The organism is Calderihabitans maritimus, assembly GCF_002207765.1.
GTDB lineage: Bacteria > Bacillota > KKC1 > Calderihabitantales > Calderihabitantaceae > Calderihabitans > Calderihabitans maritimus.
On record NZ_BDGJ01000020.1, the window covers coordinates 1 to 21,880 of the forward strand.

The 21,880-nt window shown below is 47.4% G+C and carries 21 protein-coding genes and 1 pseudogene; 5 read left to right on the top strand and 17 right to left on the bottom strand.

The annotated features are described in order from the left end of the window. The 9 genes and pseudogenes from KKC1_RS17330 to nth all read right to left on the bottom strand — a co-directional run. A pseudogene (locus tag KKC1_RS17330) lies at positions 1-107 on the bottom strand (alpha-hydroxy-acid oxidizing protein); the annotation flags it as partial. A 3-nt stretch (positions 108-110) separates the two neighbouring features. Further along, entirely contained in the window at positions 111-2,300 is a 2,190-nt protein-coding gene (gene ldhH / locus KKC1_RS03260) for an L-lactate dehydrogenase (quinone) large subunit LdhH (protein WP_238134179.1), read from the bottom strand. Next, on the bottom strand, positions 2,297-2,839 hold the full coding sequence (locus KKC1_RS03265; RefSeq protein ID WP_088553080.1) for a LutC/YkgG family protein: 543 nt from the start codon (positions 2,837-2,839) through the stop codon (positions 2,297-2,299). The genes ldhH and KKC1_RS03265 overlap by 4 nt, the downstream gene beginning before the upstream one ends. Then, positions 2,820-4,121, bottom strand: a complete 1,302-nt coding sequence (locus tag KKC1_RS03270) for a (Fe-S)-binding protein (protein WP_088553081.1) — start codon at positions 4,119-4,121, stop codon at positions 2,820-2,822. The genes KKC1_RS03265 and KKC1_RS03270 overlap by 20 nt, the downstream gene beginning before the upstream one ends. Positions 4,122-4,132: 11 nt before the next feature. Continuing rightward, positions 4,133-5,515 carry an FAD-binding oxidoreductase gene (locus KKC1_RS03275; protein WP_088553082.1) on the bottom strand — a complete coding sequence of 461 codons (1,383 nt, stop codon included), beginning with the start codon at positions 5,513-5,515 and terminating at the stop codon, positions 4,133-4,135. Between the two features lie 104 nt (positions 5,516-5,619). After that, positions 5,620-7,293, bottom strand: coding sequence for an L-lactate permease (locus KKC1_RS03280; RefSeq protein WP_088553083.1), 1,674 nt, complete (start codon positions 7,291-7,293; stop codon positions 5,620-5,622). Between the two features lie 360 nt (positions 7,294-7,653). Next, positions 7,654-7,839, bottom strand: a complete 186-nt coding sequence (locus KKC1_RS15985; protein WP_088553084.1) for a hypothetical protein — start codon at positions 7,837-7,839, stop codon at positions 7,654-7,656. Between the two features lie 9 nt (positions 7,840-7,848). After that, positions 7,849-8,181 carry a hypothetical protein gene (locus tag KKC1_RS03290; RefSeq protein WP_088553085.1) on the bottom strand — a complete coding sequence of 111 codons (333 nt, stop codon included), beginning with the start codon at positions 8,179-8,181 and terminating at the stop codon, positions 7,849-7,851. A gap of 56 nt (positions 8,182-8,237) precedes the next feature. Next, complete coding sequence (gene nth / locus KKC1_RS03295; RefSeq protein ID WP_088553086.1) at positions 8,238-8,876, bottom strand: endonuclease III; 639 nt, start codon at positions 8,874-8,876, stop codon at positions 8,238-8,240. A gap of 153 nt (positions 8,877-9,029) precedes the next feature. Here nth and KKC1_RS03300 point away from each other — a divergent pair, with 153 nt between their 5' ends. Then, positions 9,030-9,461 carry a hypothetical protein gene (locus KKC1_RS03300; RefSeq protein ID WP_088553087.1) on the top strand — a complete coding sequence of 144 codons (432 nt, stop codon included), beginning with the start codon at positions 9,030-9,032 and terminating at the stop codon, positions 9,459-9,461. 3 nt (positions 9,462-9,464) lie between these two features. Here the strand turns inward: KKC1_RS03300 and KKC1_RS03305 are convergent, their stop codons facing one another. Genes KKC1_RS03305 through KKC1_RS03315 form a run of 3 tightly spaced genes read right to left on the bottom strand, consistent with a single transcriptional unit; the run spans position 9,465 to position 11,018 of the window. After that, on the bottom strand, positions 9,465-10,301 hold the full coding sequence (locus KKC1_RS03305; RefSeq protein ID WP_088553088.1) for a deoxyribonuclease IV: 837 nt from the start codon (positions 10,299-10,301) through the stop codon (positions 9,465-9,467). 24 nt (positions 10,302-10,325) lie between these two features. Beyond that, the gene (locus tag KKC1_RS16190; RefSeq protein ID WP_192868054.1) at positions 10,326-10,601 is read right to left on the bottom strand and encodes a hypothetical protein; all 276 of its coding nucleotides are present in this window, start codon (positions 10,599-10,601) and stop codon (positions 10,326-10,328) included. A 24-nt stretch (positions 10,602-10,625) separates the two neighbouring features. Further along, positions 10,626-11,018, bottom strand: a complete 393-nt coding sequence (locus KKC1_RS03315) for a hotdog fold thioesterase (protein ID WP_088553089.1) — start codon at positions 11,016-11,018, stop codon at positions 10,626-10,628. Between the two features lie 168 nt (positions 11,019-11,186). On the opposite strand from KKC1_RS03315, the gene KKC1_RS03320 reads away from it, so the two are divergent. Then, positions 11,187-12,629, top strand: coding sequence for a multiheme c-type cytochrome (locus tag KKC1_RS03320; protein WP_088553090.1), 1,443 nt, complete (start codon positions 11,187-11,189; stop codon positions 12,627-12,629). Positions 12,630-12,664: 35 nt separating this feature from the next. Here KKC1_RS03320 and rlmD read toward each other — a convergent pair whose 3' ends face one another. The 5 genes from rlmD to KKC1_RS03345 all read right to left on the bottom strand — a co-directional run bounded on the left by rlmD (position 12,665) and on the right by KKC1_RS03345 (position 18,703). Further along, positions 12,665-14,032, bottom strand: a complete 1,368-nt coding sequence (rlmD, locus tag KKC1_RS03325) for a 23S rRNA (uracil(1939)-C(5))-methyltransferase RlmD (protein WP_192868055.1) — start codon at positions 14,030-14,032, stop codon at positions 12,665-12,667. A 45-nt stretch (positions 14,033-14,077) separates the two neighbouring features. Next, a complete protein-coding gene (locus KKC1_RS03330; protein WP_088553092.1) occupies positions 14,078-14,731 on the bottom strand; it encodes a CPBP family intramembrane glutamic endopeptidase in 654 nt (217 codons plus the stop codon). A gap of 57 nt (positions 14,732-14,788) precedes the next feature. Further along, entirely contained in the window at positions 14,789-15,496 is a 708-nt protein-coding gene (locus KKC1_RS03335) for a CPBP family intramembrane glutamic endopeptidase (RefSeq protein ID WP_088553093.1), read from the bottom strand. 169 nt (positions 15,497-15,665) lie between these two features. After that, entirely contained in the window at positions 15,666-16,664 is a 999-nt protein-coding gene (locus tag KKC1_RS03340; RefSeq protein ID WP_143288665.1) for a potassium channel family protein, read from the bottom strand. 74 nt (positions 16,665-16,738) lie between these two features. Then, positions 16,739-18,703, bottom strand: a complete 1,965-nt coding sequence (locus tag KKC1_RS03345; RefSeq protein ID WP_088553095.1) for a glycoside hydrolase family 15 protein — start codon at positions 18,701-18,703, stop codon at positions 16,739-16,741. Positions 18,704-18,866: 163 nt separating this feature from the next. Between KKC1_RS03345 and KKC1_RS03350 the strand changes: the two genes are divergently transcribed. From KKC1_RS03350 to KKC1_RS03360, 3 genes are read left to right on the top strand one after another with little or no spacing between them, the layout of a single operon-like run. Then, positions 18,867-19,472, top strand: a complete 606-nt coding sequence (locus KKC1_RS03350) for a DUF4912 domain-containing protein (protein ID WP_088553096.1) — start codon at positions 18,867-18,869, stop codon at positions 19,470-19,472. After that, entirely contained in the window at positions 19,473-21,056 is a 1,584-nt protein-coding gene (locus KKC1_RS03355) for a glycoside hydrolase family 57 protein (RefSeq protein WP_088553097.1), read from the top strand. 37 nt (positions 21,057-21,093) lie between these two features. After that, a complete protein-coding gene (locus KKC1_RS03360) occupies positions 21,094-21,588 on the top strand; it encodes a hypothetical protein (protein ID WP_088553098.1) in 495 nt (164 codons plus the stop codon). The last annotated feature ends 292 nt before the right edge of the window (positions 21,589-21,880 follow it).

Here is a 21,880-nt window from a genome sequence, read left to right on the forward strand (position 1 = left end):
ATACCGGGCACTTCCCCGGCACACGCCCTACCGTCGCACACCGGGCAAACCCGACAGTAACCTTTAAGCTTCTCTCTCGCGGTTTCCCTCACCTGTTTTAAATCCATCCATCATCTCCCCCTTTTCGTTTCGTTTCGCATAGTAAATATTTTTCCAGCCATAATTTCCGCCGTATGCATCACTTTGATTTTGCTGCCCGCCTTATCCAAACCTCCCTTTAACTGTATAATGCAGCCCGGGCAGTCGGTCACCACGATTTGGGCACCGCTTTCTTCGATGTTTTTAATCTTCCGTTTCATGATCTCCGCCGATACTTCCGGAAACTTGACAGCGTACGAGCCTCCGAAACCACAGCACAGTTCCGATTCTTTCATTTCGATTAGTTCTACATCCGGTCTATTATGGAGCAGATTTCTTGGTTTATCCGCCAACCCCAAACTCCTGTTATAGTGACAAGAATCGTGGTAGGTTACTTTGACCATTTGCCCAGTTTCTTTCTTCTCCTCATGCCATGGCGGCAGTTCGTTCATTAATTCGGAGTAATCTTTTACTTTACCTGCCATTCTCTCTGCTCTTTTCTTCCATTCTACATCATCTTCTAATAGTTTTACAAAATCATGTTTTAAGGCATGGATACATGTAGGACAGGCGGCTACGACATAGTCGGCATCAACTTGTTCCAGTGCCTCTATGTTCTGTTTGGCCAGTGCTTGAGCCGTAGCTCGATCTCCCATATACTTCGCGGGTGCCCCGCAGCAGCTTTGACCCTCGGGAAACACTACTTCAACGCCCCGCTCCTGCAGACTTTTAAAAACAGCCTCGCCTATTTCCGGGTAACTGAAGTCGATAATACACCCGCTGTAGAAAGCAACCTTAAACTTAGGATTTTTTATTTCTTTTCTCAATTGTGGAACGATATCCCTTAACGGTTTATCTGCTATGGCCGGGAGACTGCGACTCTCGGTCAAACTGGAAAAGGCCAGCGGTAAATGGCGGATAAATCCATCTCTGGCGAAGGGTTTTTGTAAAGCTCGCGCCCGTCTCAGCCATTTATGAAAAGTACGCGGCTTAGCCAATACCTTTCTCAAAATAATATCTTCCGCAAAAGAAAGTCCTCTTCTCTCCGTCAATCTCCGGCGCAGTTCGATTATCAAGTCAGGAATATTTATTTTGCCAGGACAAATAGTAGCACATTTACCGCAGCTAATACAGAGGTTTTGCGGGTCGTAAGCGGCATCTTCGCCGTGTAAAAAGGCCGTTAAAATAGCTCCTATTCCCCCGGTGTAAATATACCCGTAAACGTGACCGCTGACCAGCTGATAAACAGGGCAAACATTTAGACAGGAGGCACAACGAATACACTGGGCAGCTTCCTGGAAAACGGGATCTTCAAGTAGTTTCCTGCGTCCATTGTCCAGAATCACAATATGCAATTGCTTTTCAACAACTTTTCCGTCTTTCCAGACCGGTGTGGTTCCATCAATCATGGTAACGTAACTGGTAATAGTTTGTCCAGTAGCACTTCTCGGTAAGGCCTCCAATATTTTAGCAGCCGTTTCCATATTATCTACAAATTTCTCAATACCGACCAAAGCCACATGAATCGGCGGTAGGGTAGTTGTCAGCCGGGCGTTTCCTTCGTTGGTTACAATTATGAGACAGCCATTTTCCGCCACGGCTATGTTGGCCCCGGTGATACCCATATCGGCAGTAAGAAATTTCTTTCGCAACTCCCTGCGGGCAATTTCAGTAAGTTTTAAGGGATCATCCGGCACCTCTTCATGAAGATATTTGGAAAAAGTAGCCGCTACCTCCTGGCGGGTCAAATGGATGGCAGGCATCACCATATGCGACGGTTTCTGCCCCATGAGCTGTATAATCCATTCTCCTAAATCGGTTTCGGTCACCTCAATACCCTTTTGCTCCAAATGCTTATTAAGGTGAATTTCCTCGGAGGCCATGGATTTAGATTTAACAACCCTTTTAACATTCTCCTGTTCGGCCACTCTGGCAATATATTCATTCGCTTCTTCCGCCGTGCGGGCATAGAAAACCCTGGCGCCGCGTTTTTCCGCTTCTTTGGTAAACTGTTTCACTAGGGAATCAATATTCTGTGCCGCTCTTCTTTTAGCTTTAGAAATATAATCCCGTAGCGCTTCGACATCTTTCCCCGCATATGCTCTTTCCCGGGCAGCAGGATAGTCATTGCCAAATTTAGTGAGAGCACGCCGTAAATTTTCGTTTTCCAGCGCTTGTTTCACTCGGTTCTTAAATTCTTTGCTAACGGCTATTTTAATCACTCCCCTTCATCAACCAGGATAATATGCAGACGTCCGGGACCATGAACCCCTATTGTCAGGACCCTTTCAATATCCGCCGTTCGGCTGGGACCGGTGATAAACGCCATGTACGCAGGATAAATACCGCTATTTTCTAAGAGCTTCAGGGCTTCCGTCATATTCTCCTTAATTCTTGAAGTTCTCAGCATAACAATATTTACAGGGCAAAGCATGGAAAAATACCTGCTGTAAAGATCGGTTGCATCATGAGCAACGGTACCGGTCTCGGCAATACCCACATCAACCGGCACAATACCAATCTCCAACCGGGCCAGGTCCCGCGGAGCTCCTTCGGCTATGGCTTTGATTCCCTGCTCCTTTAACAACGGGAACAGCCCTTGAGTCATGTCCGTGGCTACACAGCCTACTTCATGAACTTGAGCTTCATGTATTATGTTTAGAACTTCTCTATACGCTTCATCAAGAGTTTTTACTCTGGTTACTTTGGCAGCAGCAGCCTCAGCCTTTTGAATAAATTCATTAACCAGTTTTTCGCTCACTAGTCACGCCTCCTTCTTTGGCATACGCTTCGGCCAATACCTCTACCACATGCCGGACCGGAATATCTGACCCCGCCCGGTATAAACCTTCTTCCAGTTGCATGCGGCATGCACCACAACTGGTCAGGACTATATCAGGATTCACCGAAAGTATATCAGTTACTTTTTTATCTCTTATCTTCCCGGACAGCTCATAATAACTGAGGCTGAAAGAACCTGCACTGCCGCAACACCGATCGGGTTTTTTCATTTCCTTCAACGTTACTCCCGAAATATTTCTAATTACCTTTCGTGGTTGTTGACTTATGCCCACACCCCGAACCATATGACAGGGGTCGTGATAAGTTACCGTATAATTCAGCTTAGCCAAAGGTTCTCTCATTCCTAATTTATCGACGAGATATTGGCTGACATCAAATGCTTTGGCGGAAAGCTCTTTGGCTAGAGCTCCATACCTGGGTTCATCAGCTAGCAGTTCATGGTAATGATGAACCCAGGCACCAATACAGCTTCCACAGTGAGTAATAATCGCATCATAGTTTCCGCGGGCAAAAACATCCAGGTTATATTTAGCAATTTCTTTAGCCGTTTTTACATCGCCATTGACAAGCACCGGAATACCGCAACAATGCTGCTCTCGGGGCGTAACCACATCAACCCCGTTGGCATTAAGGACTTCTATCACCGCTCGGCCGGCCTGGGTGTAAATGTAATTCAACATGCAGCCGGTAAAAAATGCGACCCGTGCCCGCGACTTTGGAACTTTACTCACTTCCGGTATCTGGGATAACAAAGGCCTGCCCGCCAGCGGTCTTACTATACGCTTCATATCCAGCCCAATGGGGAAACGGGGGCGGGCAAGGTCCTTATCTTTGATCTTTTTCAGACCCAGAGCCTGCAATTTACTGGCCATACCAATTCCCATCCGGAACCGCCGGGGTTTTGACATGAGGCCAAATATTTGTCTTTTTACAAGGGGTAATCCTCTCTTTCTGACTATAGCCGCCCGGGTAGCTAAAATAATTTTATCCGGCCGCACGCCGCTGGGACAATTGGCGGCGCAAGCTTTACAGGTCAAACAGAGGTTGAAAATTTCCTGCAGCTTTTCTGTATGTTCTAGTCGTCCTTCCAAAAGGTCCTTGGCGATCTGAATTTTGCCCCGTGCTACACCGGTTTCTCTCATCACTTCTTTATAAATAGGGCATACGGCTTGACAGTTGCCGCACTTCATGCATTTGGTAATCTCCGCTTTAATCTTTTCCAGGGAATCGTAACAGGCCATGGTTATGCCCCCTAGAATTTTAGGATTTTGCCGGGATTAAGAATATTTTCCGGGTCGAGCGCCTTCTTAATAGCCTTTAAAGCTTCAATACCTGCTTCTCCAAATTCTTTTTCCAGGTATTTTTGTTTCGCAATGCCAATACCATGCTCTCCCGATAACGTCCCACCTAAACTCAGTGCTACCTCAAAAATCTCATCCACCGCTTTGTGTACCCGTTTCATTTCCTCGGCGTTGTTCTCATCGGTCAAAATGGTAGGGTGTAAGTTACCGTCCCCTGCATGCCCAAAAGTACCAATAGTTAACTGGTACTTTTCCGCTATATGGCGCAGCGCCTTTAACATGTCGGGTATTTTGCTCCGGGGTACCGTAGCATCCTCCAAAACCGTGGTGGGACTGACCTGCGCCAGGGCAGGCAAAGCAGCGCGGCGAGCCTGCCAGATTTCATCTCTTTCTTCTGCGGTTTCAGCCAGCTTCAACTCGCCGTTATTTTCCCGGCAGACACGAGCAACCACTTCTGCTTCCTTCTCAACTACTTCCGGGATGCCGTCTACTTCAATTAATAGGACGGCTTCCGCATCGGTAGGCAGCCCTACACGGGCATAATTTTCCACCGTTCTTATGGTTACATTATCCATAATTTCAAGGGTTGCCGGAATAACTTTATTGGCAATAATTCCGGTAATGGCCTTAGCCGCGTCGTCAAGAGAACGAAATACGGCCAGAGCACTTTTTCTGGTTTCCGGTGCGGGAATAAGTTTAACAATTATTTCCGTAATGACCCCCAGTGTTCCTTCCGAACCCACGAAAAGTTTTACCATATCGTAAGCGGTAACATTTTTCACCGTCTTGCCGCCGCAGCGCATGACCTTACCGTTGGCCAGTACTACTTCCAGTCCCATGACATAATGTTTAGTTACGCCATACTTCAAGCCCCTTAACCCGCCGGAACATTCAGCCACGCTGCCGCCCATCGTGGCCGTGGCCACCGTCCCCGGGTCAGGAGGATAAATTAGCCCGTATTCTGCAACAGCATCATTAAGGTCTTGAATAATTACTCCCGGCTGGACGGTTGCCGTTAAATTTTCCGCATCTATCTCCAAAATTTTATTCATTTTAACCATTACCATGACTATCCCCTGGTTTAAGGGAATAGTGCCACCGCTCAAATTGGTCCCTGAACCCCGGGTATAAAGAGGCATTTTATATTTAGCAGCAATTTTAACTACCTCCTGTACCTGCTGGGTGCTGGTAGGAGTGACAACTACCTGGGGTACGACCTTGGGTATGTCCGCAGTAGCATCAAACGAATAAGCTGCCAGTTCTTCTTTTTCCGTCAGAACATTCTCTTCACCTAAAGCTTGAGTTAACTGTTCAATAACTTTGTTGAGGCACATATCACAATTTTCCTCCCCTGCCAACCTGGTCAAATAAATGATGAAAAGTACGGCGCAGGAGGAATAATGGTTCCTCCTGCCACCGTTTTTACTCCTCATTTAACTTATTTCAGCGGGAAAGGATCAAAGCCGCTGTAAATCAGAGCCGCGGCAATTACCGCCACAACCAAGGTATATAAAATCATGGGGATGGCGTTTCTCCTGATAAGTTTTCCTTCTGCCCCGTTTGTTCCCACCGTAGCACAAGCGGCTACCACGTTGTTTACACAGACCATATTTCCGATGGCCCCGCCGATAACCTGTAAAGCTACAATTAACAGCGGCGATAAGCCCAAAATGTCTGCCGTCTCAAATTGCAGGGAGCTAAACAGAATATTAGATACTGTATTGGAACCGGAAATGAACGCCCCCAACACGCCTATCAGGGGAGCGAAGAAAGGATATGCGGTACCGGCAAGCTGGGCAACCCCTCGGGCCATAACCGTCATCATGCTGTCAAGGCCGGCGGCGTTAGCACCGGATTTCAGCATTAATTGAACCATAGCCACACCAAAGAACAACGCAATGGCGGCGCCGGTAATCTGTTTGAAAGAATCCCGCCAGGCGCTTTTGATTTGTCTTCCATTCATGCCATGAAGAATATGCGTAATTAAGGCTACTAGTATGAAGGGCACAGTACCCGGGAGATACAGATACATGAGGCCATAGTCCAGTCCCTCAATGCCCAAAATATTTGGCAAAACCAATTTTTGGGCCGTCAGGAAACCTTTCAGTCCCAATGAAGGAATTCGAGTGACAACAAGGATTAAGGCGATGAGAACATAGGGTATCCACGCCCTAACCAGAGACATCTTAGCTTCGCCCACGTTGCCTGTATCAACAACCGAATGCCAGTCTTTCTCCCATTCTTCCCTAGCGGGAAAATCCCAGTTAGTTTTGGGCACTAAGAAGCCTTTTTTCGCGGCTACAATAACAATGGGAAGCCCGATCAGTGCGCCTACCAAAGATGGCAACTCCGGTCCTAAAAACCAGGCAATTAAGTAATAAGGAACCACGAAGGCCAAACCGGCAAATATAGCAAATGGTGCTGCGGCTAAGGCCGGTTTAATAGAGCGCTCTCTACCGAAAAACTTTGTTAGCATGCAGAGTCCCAGCAGCGGGACGAAAATACCGGCTATGGAGTGAAGCAACGCGGTCCATTGAGATAGAGACAGTTTGAAAGCTTCTACCAGCGCCGCATCTTGGGGCAGGTTAGCGCTTAGGGTGCTCATAGCACCGAAGATCGGCGTACCTACTGCACCAAAACTAACTGGTGTACTGTCATATATCAGGGCGACTAAAGCTGCTGCTAAAGGAGGAAAACCTAAACCTACCAGAAGCGGCCCGGCTAAAGCCGCCGGAGTACCGAATCCTGCAGCCCCCTCGATAAATGCTCCAAACATCCAGCCAATTATCACGGCTTGAATACGCCGGTCCCTGGTGATACCCATAAAACCGTTGTTTATAGTTGCCATTCCGCCTGATTGCTTAAGCGTATTCAATATTAAGATAGCCCCGAAAATAATGATTAAGATGTCCAACGCTTTCAAAGCACCAAAGATGGAAAAGCCTAATACGTGCCTTAAATCCATACGCCATACTGTCAGCCCAATAATGGCAGAAATAAGCCAGGCCACAGGAAGAGCTCTCTTAGCCGGCCAGGAAAAAACGGTCATTACAATCACAGTGAATAATATAGGAATAAACGCGATGAACGCCAGTCCTAACAAGGAATTCATGCTTTGACCTCCTGATGTCTTATTTTAGGGTAAGTAATGATTGGTAGCATGGTTCAATATATTCTGACGATATCGTTTAACTTTTCCCAAGCTCCCGGGCCATCACTCCCTTCAGTCACCTGTATATCTGGTGGTCAGTCCACTGATAATAAAAATTAACCAAAATACATAAACATATTATGGTAGATACACCAGGTGGCCTGACCATTGGCAAAAAATAATAAGAGAATTATGGATATTGTTAATATACCATGAATTTTAAGATAATTCAATAACTGTTTTGTCTCCATTTTTGGAAAAAAACAAAATTTTTTAAGATAACGGAACTTGAACCTGAAAAAAATAAACGAATAAAGTCTGTTAATGGGTTGTACCCACTTTCTCCAGTTCTTTCCGCACCCCAGGCACAAGAACCGAGGCTTCTATTACTTGCTTCAATTGCAAAGTCAAAGGTTCGTCCGCCCGATAGTCTACCACAAAGGCTTCTCTTTCGGGAATAAATTGCACTTCATTTACCTCTTCGAACCTTTCCAAGGCTCGGCGCACTCTACTAACTCAAGCATCGCAGATAAGGCCGCTCACGTGAAAGGTCACCTGTCTCTGGTCGGTTCCCGCTGCCTGAACCCGTTCCGAGAGAACCGTTACCTGGGGATTAACCCATATATTCTCCAACCGAGGACCCCACCGCTTTTCCGCCGCTGCTTTACCGTTATCCCGGGTAAATAATCGCTCCATCATTTTGAACGGAATAGTTATTAAATCTTCCGATATGGCCATAATTTCCCCGAAAGTAGGGTTTTTTTCTCCCAGCGCTTCCCGGGCCACGCGAAAGGGAAGAGCGAACAGCGCCCCGGTAGACTTTATGGTTTTTCGCCATAGGTCATGCATCGCCAGCCCTCCTTTACCGAATATTCTTTCAAAGAAAGGCCTGGCTTATACGATAATTACTTTTGCCAAGTTGAACCAGCAGGACACCAGGCGCTAAGAGGACATGAAGGGCACTTGGGGCTTCGCGCCCGGCATATATTTCTCCCCAGCTGAATGAGCCGGTGGTGCGTCCCCGACCATAGATGAACAGGAATCTTCTTCTGCAACTCCTTTTCCACTTGTAAAGGTGTATGCCCCCGGGCAAGACCAAGGCGACGTGCCACGCGAAAAACATGGGTGTCTACGGCCATGGCAGGCTGCCCGAAAGCATTGCTCAAAATCACATTAGCCGTTTTCCTTCCTACACCAGGTAACTTCACCAGTTCCTTCAGGCTGGCCGGAACTTGTCCCCCGTACTTGTCCTCCAGCATTCTAGCCAGGGCAATTATATTTCTGGCCTTGTTACGATACAGCCCACAGCTTTTGATATGCGTTTCCAGTTCCTCCGGGGAGAGGTTAGCATAATCCCCGGGCGTCTTATATTTTCTAAACAATTTCGCCGTAACCCGGTTAACCTGCCGGTCGGTACATTGAGCCGACAGAACTGTAGCCACCAACAGTTCAAAAGGATTGCTAAAGTTCAATGCCGTTCTAGCTTCAGGGTAAAGTTCTTCCAACACGGATAAAATCTTCTGTACCCTCTCTTGCTCCGTCAAATTTTATACCCTCCTCCCGCCTCCCCTATCCTGATTTATTTTAGTACCTATAATATTAGTTGGCAACAAGCTTACATGACAGGAAAATAGTTAGCCAAAAACAGTATCAAATGCATACGATACAGCAAGAAACTATCTGGGCAGGGAAAGAATATGTCAATTCGCCATCGGGTAACCAAGCTGATCTCAAAACTGATGCCTTCTGCGGCTACAAACAAGAAAAGAAAAAAACGGCGCTTACCCTTCGGAGCCTGCGAATACTCCGATGACCAAATTGAACTGTCCCTTCCCGGACTGCATATAAAAGTAAATCGGGAGACGACTTTGGACATTCCCCATGAAGTAACGGTAGTCGTCCCCCGTGCCGAATTGCGCAAGACCTGTTCTTGCCCTGAGCCCTGTTCCTGTCGCAAAGAGCTAATTTACAGCAGCATTACCATAGTCCATGCACCCCGTCACCCTCTGGCCGGTCCCCCCGCTCCACCGCCGGAAATACCTCCTTCTACTTCCGCCACCCTGTACTTCCCTCACTCTACTGGCGTTTCCGGTCCTTCTCCCGCTTCCGAAGACGACAAGAAAAAATGAATGCTATCGCCTGACCGACAATACCCGTTCTATCTCAATTCCGTATTCTTTATATTCTTTCACTGGAGTTTCCAGCAAAAATGGTAAATCACGCAGTGCGGGATGATTTACCAGCACTTCTACACCCTCTAAGCCCAAGTAGCCTTCTCCAATACCGGCATGGCGATCCTTACGGCTTCCCCAAGGCATCTTGGAGTCGTTAAGGTGAACTGTCTTAACCCGGTTCATCCCCACATAGCGCTCGATATCTTCCGCCAAACGATCTACTTCTCTCTCTTCTCTCAAGTTATACCCGGCGGCAAAAAGATGACAGGTATCTATGCAAATACCCAATTGGTCGGGATTACCCAGACGATTCAGGATTTCCCCGAGGTCTTCTAAAGTACCAAGCTCGGTTCCCTGGCCCGCCATAGTTTCCAAAAGGAGCATACTTTTCCCACTGTAAGGCAAAAAGACTTCCTCTAATGCCTCTAAAATTTTATCCAGTCCCTTTTCTCGCCCCAATCCCCCATGACTGCCCGGGTGTACCACCAAGTACTCGGCCTCGATATTATCCATACGCTGCAGGTCCTCCCTCAGCACCATCCTGGCAAAGCGGTGGACTTCTTCCCTACCCGCTGCCAAATTTACGGTATAAGGAAGGTGACCTACAACAGGATAGAGGTCCTGTTGCTGCCGTATTTTTTTCCACGATTTGACTTCGGTCTCTGGTATATTTCTCGCCCAGCCTCCACGGGGGTTCCTGGTAAAAAACTGAAACGTATTGGCCTTTATTTCCCCAGCCATCCTGGCTGCGTTGTTTAAACCTTTAGCAATAGATAGATGAGATCCGATACGCAAAAGCAACCCGCTCCTTTACTTAAATCAATCATCATCTTCCACAACTTTTCCTTCCACATCTATTACATTCCGGTCTCTCCGGCGGCGATCTCCTTCCTGCTCAAGGTCGTTTGCCGCCGAGCGGATGAAAAGCCAGCTTCCCAGCAGGGTGACCAGAAGGTCATCCAGCGGTATAAAAGGAAGTAGGTCGGGAGACAGCCAGTATCCGGCAACCAGCAACAAATATAACCATTTCTTATAAACGGGCACTTTATCGCTTAACAGTAGGGAAATCAGTTGAGGTACGAAGCCGGAAGGCACCCTCATTCCTCCTCCCATCATTAATTATTTTTTTCTATATACCAACCCTTCAGCTACGGCCACCTTGCAACCTTCTTCATCTCTTATCACAATCCGGTACAAACCGGTCCTCGCCGTCAGATTTTCCTCCTCGGCAGTGGCATAAAGCACCGTTCCTTCCCCGGTAGCCCGCAGATAGGTAATATTTACATTAAGCGCTACCGCAGTCTGGCCGTAAGAATTGCTGGCCGCCGCCAAAGCCATATCTGCTACGGCAAAAATCGCAGCTCCATGGGTAGTATTTAATGAGTTTAACAGATCCTTACTAACTTTAACCCTCGTTTTAGCATAACCTTCTCTCACTTCCAGTATTTCTACACCCAGCAATTTGGCGAGGGCGTCTTTCTCTAACTTTTTCTTGATGTCGGTACCTGCCAAACCTTTCTCCTCCAAACTGTAGTTTGTACCATTAAATTATTCCCCTTGGTTTAACCTGTTCCTTCCAAATTATAAAAAAAAATTTTTAAAGCCCTGGTTATAAGTCATACTTTACAGGATTTTTAGAGAAAATAACCATTAGTCACTTAATGGAGGGAGGTTTTGGCTATGTTCAGAAATAAAAATTATCTGCTTCACGTACTGCTTTCCACTCTCCTGCTAAGTCTTTTATTAGCCGCCGGTTGTCTTAACCAGCCGAGGGAGCAAGAGGGCAAACGGGAAAAAGAAACTCCACCTTCTACCGAAGTAGCCACCTATGTAGGTTCCGAAAAATGTTCCGGTTGCCACAAGGAAATCTACAACCAGTGGAAGGAAACTATGCACGCCAAATCCCTGCAACAGAAGGGCTGGGACAAATTTGAACTAAAAGGGGACTTCACCGCCGGCAAACTGGATTATAAGGCCATGAAAGAAGGCGGTGGCAGGCTGGTCGATATTGTGCTGCATGAAGACGGCACTGTAACCATTGGAGAGAAGGATTACAAGATTTTCGGCACTTACGGCGGTTGGGACGAGTGGAAACAGCGCTACTTAACCAAAGATGTAGATGACCCGATCAGAGAAGGTAATATTTACATCTTACCCATCCAGTGGAACCAGAAAACTGAAGAATGGGTACCCTATCATGCTGATGAGGGCCATGGCGAACCGAGCAAAAAGAACTGGTGGCGTCCGGAAAGGACCTTTGAAAAGAACTGTTCCGGTTGCCATAATACCGGCCTGGCTTTGAAATGGAATGCAGATGGATATGTCACCGACTATAGCTACCAAGAGTTCAACACCGGATGTGAAAACTGTCACGGAGCCGGTAGCCTTCATGCCGACAATCCCAGCCCAGAAAATATTATCAATCCCGCCAAACTGGCTAAGAAAGCCGCCAACGAGGTATGCGGCCAGTGCCATAGCCGCGGGAAGAGCAAGCCGGAGGGCCTGTTTGGATTTCCCTGGAAAGAAACGGTAGGTAACGACGGTCGCTACAAGATAGGAGATGATTTGAGCGAGTACTACACCGAAGGCGGTGGTTACTGGGGTGAAGATAAAAACGGTGACGGGCGGGTAAGCCTGGAGGAATCCGTAGCCTCCCAAAAACATCACCAGCAGTGGTGGGACTTCATGACTACAGCTCACTACAAGAGCGATTCTAAAAACGCCCCTAAAACCTGTTTCTCCTGTCATTCTCCCCATGACGACGGTTTCCAGGTGGGGGACAAAAAGTTTAGCCTGGAGCAGGTTCGCAACAACGAACTCTGCCTCGAATGTCACCAGGACCGGGCACCATTCAATGGCGCCAGGCACCATTTCGGCGACAGCAAGTACACCGCCCATGCCAACATCCGCTGTACCGCCTGCCATATGCCACGCACGGCCAAATCGGCGGTCTGGGATGAAAAAGGGCTGGGTGACATCCACTCCCACCGTTTGAACGTAATTCCACCCAGTTACAAAGAAGTGTACAATATGCCTACCTCCTGCATAGAATGTCATACCAACGCCACTGATGAACAGGTAGAGGAAATGATACAAATTGTAAAAGAGGCGAAAAAAGAATAAACCTGGGGCGGCCCCGGAGGGTCGCCTTTTCGTACTTATTTGAGCCTGTCTATCTGGGCTACAGTTTCAATATGATAAGTATGGGGGAACATATCTACCGGCTGTACCTGTCGTGCATGGTAGCCCAACTCTTGAAGAATTTTCAAATCCCGGGCCAGGGTTGCCGGATCACAGGAAACATAAATTATCCGGCGGGGATTTAAACGCGCGACAGCTCCCAGCACACGGCGATCGCAACCGCGCCGGGGTGGATCTAAGACCACGGCCTGGAGCTCAAGCTGCTCCCTTTCCAGTTCCGGTATTACCTCTTCCGCCGTACCCACCCGAAATTCACAATTGTGCACCCGGTTAAGGGCCGCATTGACCCGGGCATCCTCCACCGCAGCAGCTACCGTTTCAATGCCGATTATTTTCCGGGCCGTTTGAGAAAGAAATATGGCAATGGTTCCCGTACCGCAATAAACATCTACAACTGTTTCTGGTTTCAGCGGTTCTATATATTCCACCACCTTGTGGTATAAGATCTCCGTCTGCTCAGGGTTTACCTGGAAGAAAGACGGTGCGGAAATCAAAAATTGGAAGGGACCTATTTTTTCTCGAATAGTTTCTTTTCCTTTGATTAATCTGAAACGAGGACCTAAGACCAGAGGTGATCGGCTTCGGTTCACATTTTGTAATACGGAGACTACTTCCGGAAACTCAGCCATGAGTTTCTCGGCAATCATTTCTCCGCCGGGAAAAGAGTTGGTATAAGTAACCACCACCAACATTACTTCCCCCGTAGACCGGCTTTTCTTCAACACCAGGTGCCGTAAAATTCCTTTTCCGTGCCGGTAAGCCTTAATTCCACAATGCTGGAAAAGCTGTTTCATTCTCTCAATAACAGGGGCCAATTCGGGAGGGAAAAGCAGGCAGCGTTCGGCCTCCACCAGGCGGCGAGTTCCGGGGGCATAGAAACCTATTACCAATTCACCGTTTCTTTCTCCTACATGAAGTTGGACCCGGTTGCGGTAATACCAGGGCTCTTTCATGCCAATGACCGGATGAACAAGTACATCCTGCAGCCCGCCGATGCGACGCAGCGCTTCCTGTACCAGCTCTCTTTTTATCTTTAATTGACTGGGGTAATCAATATGCTGCAGGTGGCAGCCGCCGCAACGGCCAAAGTTATGGCAGCGGGGTAAAACTCGTTCCCGCCTTTTCTCCAGTACCTCGACCAGCTCGCCTCGGGCATAGTTTTTTTTAACCTGAATTACCCGGGCCAGTATCTTCTCACCGGGAACGGTGTAAGGTACAAACAGAGCAAATCCGCGGTAACGCCCTACCCCCTCTCCCTGGTGGTTAATATTGTCAATACAAATTTCTACTTCTTGTCCTACGGAAACCGGAACTCCGGAAGCCATCTTTTCCCAAGCCTCCATATCATTTAAGTTAAGGGATATACCTTTTTAAATACCGGAGTAATTGAGATAAACTCCGATCAGGCGAACCAGGTTCAGGAAGGCATGGGCAATCATTCCCGGTAGCAAAGAACCGGTTATTTCATAAAGCAAAGTTAATCCAAATCCCACCAAGGCGATTTCCCAAAACCAACGCCAGTTCAAGTGTACCAAAGCAAAAAAAAGGGAACTGGACACGAGACCCCACCATACACCCAGCTCTTTACGCAAAGCCGGGTAGGTAAAGCCCCGGTAAAATATTTCTTCGGCCACGGGGGTAAGCACACCGCCCAGAAAAAGTGGCAACAGAAAACTCTTGGCGGTCTTGGCTTCCTGGGCCATGCGAATGAGCGGGTGATCAGAAGAAGGAATTAATTTCGTCAATCCCAGGAGAATAAAGCCGGTCAGCAGGCCGGCTAACAAATTTTTCCCCAACGGTCTTAGCTGCAGACCTAAGTTGCGGATGGAACTTTTGTACCTTACTAAAACTACATAGACCACTAAAAAAATCATAATCAGGCGGTCAAAAAGATTAACCCAGATCGTACTCATGCCGGGGAGAAAGAGAGTTAAACCCGCCAAAAGCCTTCCCAAGCCCAGGCGCAGTAAAAATATTGCCAGAACCGTTTTCCAAGTCCAAGCGGGTAAAAGGTCAGCTTTCAATCTCTCGCCGCCTCCTAAATTCAGAATCGGTAGTAATCTTTCCTCTAACACGTCACCTTATACTGTGGTGCTCAAGTATAAAACAACCAACATAATGGTGTTCCACAGGGCGTGGGCAATTATGGGAGCCACTAGAGAACCGGAAATCTCATAAATCCAGGCCAGCCCCGCTCCCCCCACCGCCAGAGGTATCAGGCGAACCGGATCTAAATGAAGGGAACCAAAAATTAACGCTGAAAGGAAAACAGCCCACCGGATCCCCCATTTAACCCGCAAAGCAGGGTACAAAAATCCCCTGAAATAGAGTTCTTCGGCGAAGGGAGCAATTACGCTCCCGATTAGGAAGGGTATGATCAATTGCTGCCAATTTCTTGCCTCCATTACCAAACGGGCAAAAGGTTGGGGTTTAGGTTCCACAGGCAATAATTGTTCCAAAATTATTCCCATTCCCAGTACCAGCAAAAAAAGAAAAAAGCCCCCTCCGGTCCCGTGGGAAAACGCTCTGCCCAAATTTCTGCCGTGCAAACCCAAAGTAGCCCAGTCTTGCCGGTAACGATATCTGACCGTATAAGTTACTCCTGAAAAGATTAACCCGGCTTGAATTATAGTATGTAATAAAAAGCGCACGCCTTTGCTTTGCCCTAGTGCGGTTTTCTCCCACCAGGGGGTGAGAAGTAAAAGTACCCCGTAACTTCCTGCCAGAACTAAAACCAAAACTTTTATGCAATCCCATGTCGTCCAGCGAGGTCTGTCAGGTTTTCTCAACCGAATTCTCCTTTCAGGACCAGCCTAAATCTTCACTATAATCCTATTGGCAGTTAGATATAAAAATACCTGCTGCCTATATCTACAACTAGCTTGCTCCAACGAACTACTCCGGACTGAGCACCGGGCCTTTATGATTTTATGGTAATGGCTCTAGAGACCTTTCAAGCTAGTCCCCTGAAACCATACGTTCCAGCTTTTCCATTTGGGAACGGGTGCCAATGACAATTAGCAAGTCTCCTGCCTGGATTTTTTCATGGGCGGGAGGATTGTTGATTATTTTTTCTCCCCGCTTTATGGCCACCACCATGGCACTGGCCTCCTGCTTGATACCGGAATGGCGCAATTCCTTGCCTACCAGCGAGGATTTAGAACTGACCGTAACCTCCTCTAGTTCAAACTCCAGATCCTGGTCATGCATTAAGGTCTCGATAAAATCCACACTGGCAGGTTTGAGAATAGAAATAGCCATCCGTCTCCCTCCAATGGCGGAGGGAGAAACAACTTTATCTGCTCCGGCCCGTAGCAGTTTTTCTTCCGTTTCCGGGCGATTGGAGCGGGCCACGACTTTTATTCGGGGATTCAGCCCTTTGCTGGTCAGGGTAACGAACACATTGGCGGCATCATCCGGCAGGGAGGTGACTAAGCCCACAGCCCGGTGGATACCTGCCTGCTCCAGCACTGCATCACTGGTGGCGTCTCCCTCTACACATAGCACCCCTTCGGCCGAGAGCTCAGCCACTTTCTGGGGATCGCTCTCGACCACCACAAAAGGCACTTTTTCTTTCCGCAGGCGGAAGATAATTTCATTGCCTACCCGCCCCGCCCCACAAACTATAATATGATTACTTAACTTCTCAATAGCCCGCATTGTCTTGCGTCTCCCCAATTCGTTTTTGAGATGGCCTTCAATCAGGAATGCCGTTACATTACTTACCGCATACAGAAACAAACCCACGCCGGCTATATTTAAAAACAGGGTAAAAACCCTGCCTCCGGGAGTTACGGGAACTATATCGCCATATCCTACCGTAGTGACACCGGTAATAGTCAACCAGAGAGTATCCAAAAACGACATATCTTCCAACCAGAGGTAGCCCAAAACCCCGGTGGCAATAATCAACAAAAGTAAAAAAAAGGCCTGCATCAACTGTCGAGTGGGTTGCAAGGGCCCCACCTCGTTTACAATAGTTATAATTCACCTGTATTGTATCATTTTTTTTGTGCTCAGACAAAGGTAAATCAGAAGCGCATAGATCTTGCTTTTTCTACATAAGCCAGAACTGACGAAATAAAGGTGCCGTGGGACCAGGTAAGAGGAGCTACCGATTCCGGCTCCCCGGTATACGGGTGAAGTTGCTCCGGGAGAAGCCCGCTCTCCATGGTATGATCGGCCACCCATTCCAGGAGCATCCTGGCCCTCTGCAGTTCCGCTTCGGTCGTGGCCTTGGCAATATACCAGTCGGCCAGCCACAAGGTACAAATAACCCAGGGATTGCCCGGAACCGTTTTGATATCATCACTTTTGCGGAAGTAGTAGTCATTGGTATAGCGAGCAACACCGCCTACCTGGGTCTTAACCCACAGTCCTTTCTCGATCGCATTCATAGTACTAACTACCCGAGGGTCATTAGCTTCCAGTACACCGAAGGCAAAAATTCCATAAAGACTGCTCTCCAGGGTAACATCCGGAATGATCTCGCCTTTTTCATTAAAGTAAATACCCCTTAAAAAACGATTTAGTTCGCGACTGTAAAGATAATTTAGAATTCCCTTTTTCACTTCAGCAGCCGCCTCCTCGTATCTCTCAATTCGAATGCGGTCATTAAAAAGACGGGCGAAATTAGCGGCTGCTTTAAGGGCTCCATATACCGCAGCGGCTGTAAAAGTGAATATGCCCCTTCTTTCCTCCCAGAGATCATAACTCTCTTTAGGAAGACCGGTGGAAGGATCCCGGTATTCAACCATAAAGTTAGCTGCCTTACGGACCAGAGGCTTGTACAGAAACTCAATAAATTCAAAATTCCGGTGATACCGGTAATGATACCACAGGGCTATTAGAACTAGGGCCGTTTCATCCTCCTGAATAGGGAGTTGAAATTCTCCTTCGCGTATCCAAGGATGCCAACTGGAACCGACTGAACCATCTGGATTATATTTATGGAGCAGGTATCCTCCTTCAGTTAAAATATCTTGACAAAACCGGTAAAAACTGGAGGTTATTTCAGGATATCCGGCTCTATCCAAAGCCCAGGCGACCAGAGCCCCGTCTCGAGGCCACATGTAACTGTAGTGGTCTCGCGCCACTTTTAATATATCAGTGTCGTTAGCCGCAATTATCGCTCCTCCCTGGTCTACTTGAGTACGAACTACCAACAGGCTGAGATGAAACAAGTCCATAATTTTCGGGGACAGGTCGGCGAAGTCTCGATCATATTTGTGAACCCAGGTGCGCCAATAAGTTTTTATTCTTTCCAAAAGGCGAGACGGTTTTTTATCAAACACATATTGATTCTTCTGTCGCACTTCCTGAAAATTCCTGCCTACGGCTATCCAGTAATAAAGCTCTTCCGTTTGGTAAGGTTCTAATATTATCCGGAAACTGATAGCACTGTCCACTGAACCCTGGGCTATCGGATTGCCTTCCAAGTGACCGTCTTCTGCATCTCTCCAGGTGCCTTCCGCTCCGGCAAAGCGCTTGATCCCAACGGAGTATTGATATATACCTCCCTGACTGGAAATACCGTTGATTAAAAAGTAACGGTCCCGTTTGTAGTGGTATATAGCATCTACCGTAGGATCATAAAGGGCGGTATCCCCCACTTCGGTTCCATTGATGGAAAAATCGTGAGTAAAAAAAATGCGTACCTCCCGGGTACTTGCTTTCAGATTGCTGACCGTTACCCTTTTAAGATATACATTATGCCGGAAATGCACGGCATCATTCATGCTTAAGCTGACGCCCAGTTCCTCGCACCAAGCGGTCGCTTGAGTTACCAGCGTATCCTTCAAATAGCCCAATTCTCTCTTCCAGCCTTCTTCATCTATCCAGGAAAAACTATTGTCCACCCATATACCTATCCGATTTTTGTTGCCGTTTATGTGGTTTTCTGCTCCCACGTAAGGGTAGTACAGGTCCCGCATATTTAAACCTTGATCAAAATTTACCAGCATCTTACCGTTGCCAAGCACCAAGTATCGGGGCATCCTCCCTCTCCTCCACTTAAAATTTTAGTCTAACGACTGTCTTTAAAAATAAACTCTGGCTTTCTGGATATACTATGACTGTGAAAGAACCGCTCCATTTTTCGCTACCCTTATTCCACCGGAAAAAGCATTTTATGAGATCGGACAGAAGGAGTATGGAGCTATGTTAATACCAGTCCTGGTCGTGGGTATTATTCTTCTGATTATATTATTCGCATATATAGCTTTTTATTTTCGGACCAAACCTATTCTCAAACGACAACTCCCAACCTCTTCTGAAGAAACATATCAAATACCCCAAAGTTATTCCACAGGCCGTCTGGTGGCCATGGTTAAGAATCCGTACTGGATTTACGCCTACTGGGATTTAAATCCTTCCCAAAAGCAAAAATTCACTTCCCAGTACGGGAAGGACGCCTGGGAGAGAAGCAGGCCAACTCTGCGGGTGTACGACCTGACCGGTGTCGAATCTTACACGGAGACCAAGGCTCCCTATTTTGACCTCTTTATCGATGACCTGGCGAACAACTGGTACATCCGGGTGGGAAAACCCCGCAGCACATTTTATCTGGAACTGGGGAGGAAATTTGCCGACGGTCTTTTTGTACCCCTGCTCCGTTCCAACCGCGTTACAACTCCGGCAGATTCTATTTCTTCCGAAATTGACCCCCAATGGCCGCCCCTCGAAGAACTGTGGAAAAGTGTTTATAAAGCCAAAGGTATACCGGTTCCCGGTTCACCCCAATTGAGGCAGGAAAGGAATGATTAGATGACCCTAGGTTATTTAGCCCTAATTCTTCACGCCCATCTTCCTTTCGTCCGGCATCCGGAAAGTGAGCATTATTTGGAAGAAAAATGGCTTTATGAAGCCATCACCGAGTGCTATATACCGCTAATTAAGGTATTCGAAAGGCTAATCGAAGATGAAATTGACTTCCGGCTAACTATGTCTCTAACCCCGCCCCTGCTGTCCATGTTAAACGACCGGCTTTTGCAACAGCGGTACCTGAAGCACTTAAACCTTTTACGAGAACTGGCTGAGAAAGAAGTTAAAAGAACGCGCCACCAAAAGGAATTTCACGAGGTAGCACGTATGTACCGCCGCCTTTTCGAAGAGGCCTATACAATTTATCATGAAAAGTATAATGACAATTTAATTCAAGCCTTCAAAAAGTTTCAAGATTTAGGCAAGCTGGAATTGATAACCTGCGCCGCCACTCACGGATACCTGCCTTTGGTGGGACTGGAAAAAGAAATTATCCAGGCGCAATTAAAAGTTGCCGTTGACCTGCATACCCGGCTTTTAGGCCGTCCCCCGACAGGCATCTGGTTGCCGGAATGCGGATACCGTCCGGGATTGGAACCTATTCTGCGTGAATTCGGCTTAAATTACTTCATAGTTGATACCCATGGTATTCTTTACGCCACCCCCCGCCCCCGCTATGCCATTTTTGCTCCTTTAAACACTCAGGGGGTGGCCGCTTTCGGAAGGGATGTAGAAACCTCTCTCCAGGTCTGGAGTGCCACCGAAGGGTATCCCGGAGATTTTGACTACCGAGAGTTTTACCGCGATATTGGCTATGACCTGGACTTTGATTACATTAAACCGTATATTCATCCCGATGGTATTCGCGTCCATACTGGTATCAAGTACTACCGTATAACCGGTCGGACCGATTACAAGGAGCCTTACGTTCCTTCCAGGGCCACCGAAAAAGCAGCCATACACGCAGGCAACTTTATGTTCAACCGGGAAAAACAAATTGAATACCTGGCCCACAAGATGGACCGGCCACCGGTGATAGTCTCTCCTTACGATGCCGAACTGTTCGGACACTGGTGGTTCGAAGGTCCCCAGTGGCTCGATTTCCTGCTTCGTAAGATAGCTTGCGACCAAAACGTATTCCGGCTGATAACCCCCGGCGACTACCTGAAGCTTTTTCCCCATAACCAGCCGGCTACTCCCTGTGCCTCCAGCTGGGGCGAAAACGGGTATAACGATGTCTGGCTCAACGGAAGCAACGACTGGATCTACCGGCATCTCCATGAAATCTCCTACCAGATGATCCGGCTGGCCAGGCAGTACACTAATCCCACCTCGATAGAACAGAGAGCCTTGAACCAGGCAGCCAGGGAAGTATTACTGGCGCAGAGCAGTGATTGGGCCTTTATCATGAAAACCGGGACCATGGTAGATTACGCCGTGCGACGTACCAAACTTCACGTAGGCCGGTTCTTGAAGCTCCACAAACAAATCCTGGAGCATAAAGTGGACGAAAATTGGCTTAAGGATATTGAGGAGAAAGATAATATATTCCCCGACATCGATTATCGCGTTTTTGCGTACCCATAAATGGGTAATCAAAAAACTATTCTTGAGGTGAGGTAATGTGATTTTTCAAAGTCTTGCAGGACCACTGGTTTTTGTCAGTGGATTAATCTTTATGTTTTTGGTTGTTCCCTGGGAGCGAATAAAGACACTAGCCGCGATTGGATTGGTAGGCGGGTTGGGCGTAGGCTTAGTGCTGGGCTATCTTATGCAAAACGTTTTCGGTTTCTGGACTTACCATCACGTTGACTTGGTCAGTATCTTTGGTATCCCGTTTTTCCTGGTGGCAGGTTGGATTCCCGTGGTAATCGCTTTCAGTCATCTTTTGGCCCAGTGTAAGAATATCATTTTAGTTGGAGTTGTGCTGTTAGCCTTTCCACTGAGTGCTACTTTCATCCATTTACTTTTGCTCAACAACAGAATGTTAACCTATCACAACTGGAACCTGCCGTTAACCTTCCTTATCTCCTTGGGCATTCACCTGGCGATAGCGGTATATCTTAACGCAACGGGTCGGTTGGAGAACCTACAAGGGCTCGCCCGAACACTTAAGTAAACACATACTACTGATATGTACCCATTACCTTCTGCCTACTGTGGCCCCTTCTATCTGTGTCAGGAGCACCTTTAAAACTGTAATACAGCCAACCCCTACTAGCTCTTCAGTATCTGAACCCACCAACACTATATTACTTTTTGTATCCACTAGCAATTTACCAATTTCTTGTACTCCAGTTTCTGGCGATACGCATGGTAGTTTACTATGCATTGTGCCCATAATCTATGTCACCCTCGTATCCTTTTAACGTTATGTCAAAAATCGAGGACTATTTCAATTTAAAATACAC

What these genes read in the sequence shown, in the direction of transcription:
- KKC1_RS03270 (WP_088553081.1), bottom strand. Translation starts at nt 4,121, where the DNA reads ATGGCCTGTTACGATTCCCTGGAAAAGATTAAAGCGGAGATTACCAAA.
- KKC1_RS03275 (WP_088553082.1), bottom strand. Translation starts at nt 5,515, where the DNA reads ATGTGCCTCAACAAAGTTATTGAACAGTTAACTCAAGCTTTAGGTGAA.
- KKC1_RS03280 (WP_088553083.1), bottom strand. Translation starts at nt 7,293, where the DNA reads ATGAATTCCTTGTTAGGACTGGCGTTCATCGCGTTTATTCCTATATTA.
- KKC1_RS03290 (WP_088553085.1), bottom strand. Translation starts at nt 8,181, where the DNA reads ATGCATGACCTATGGCGAAAAACCATAAAGTCTACCGGGGCGCTGTTC.
- KKC1_RS03300 (WP_088553087.1), top strand. Translation starts at nt 9,030, where the DNA reads ATGTCAATTCGCCATCGGGTAACCAAGCTGATCTCAAAACTGATGCCT.
- KKC1_RS03320 (WP_088553090.1), top strand. Translation starts at nt 11,187, where the DNA reads ATGTTCAGAAATAAAAATTATCTGCTTCACGTACTGCTTTCCACTCTC.
- rlmD (WP_192868055.1), bottom strand. Translation starts at nt 14,032, where the DNA reads ATGGCTTCCGGAGTTCCGGTTTCCGTAGGACAAGAAGTAGAAATTTGT.
- KKC1_RS03345 (WP_088553095.1), bottom strand. Translation starts at nt 18,703, where the DNA reads ATGCCCCGATACTTGGTGCTTGGCAACGGTAAGATGCTGGTAAATTTT.
- KKC1_RS03350 (WP_088553096.1), top strand. Translation starts at nt 18,867, where the DNA reads ATGTTAATACCAGTCCTGGTCGTGGGTATTATTCTTCTGATTATATTA.
- KKC1_RS03355 (WP_088553097.1), top strand. Translation starts at nt 19,473, where the DNA reads ATGACCCTAGGTTATTTAGCCCTAATTCTTCACGCCCATCTTCCTTTC.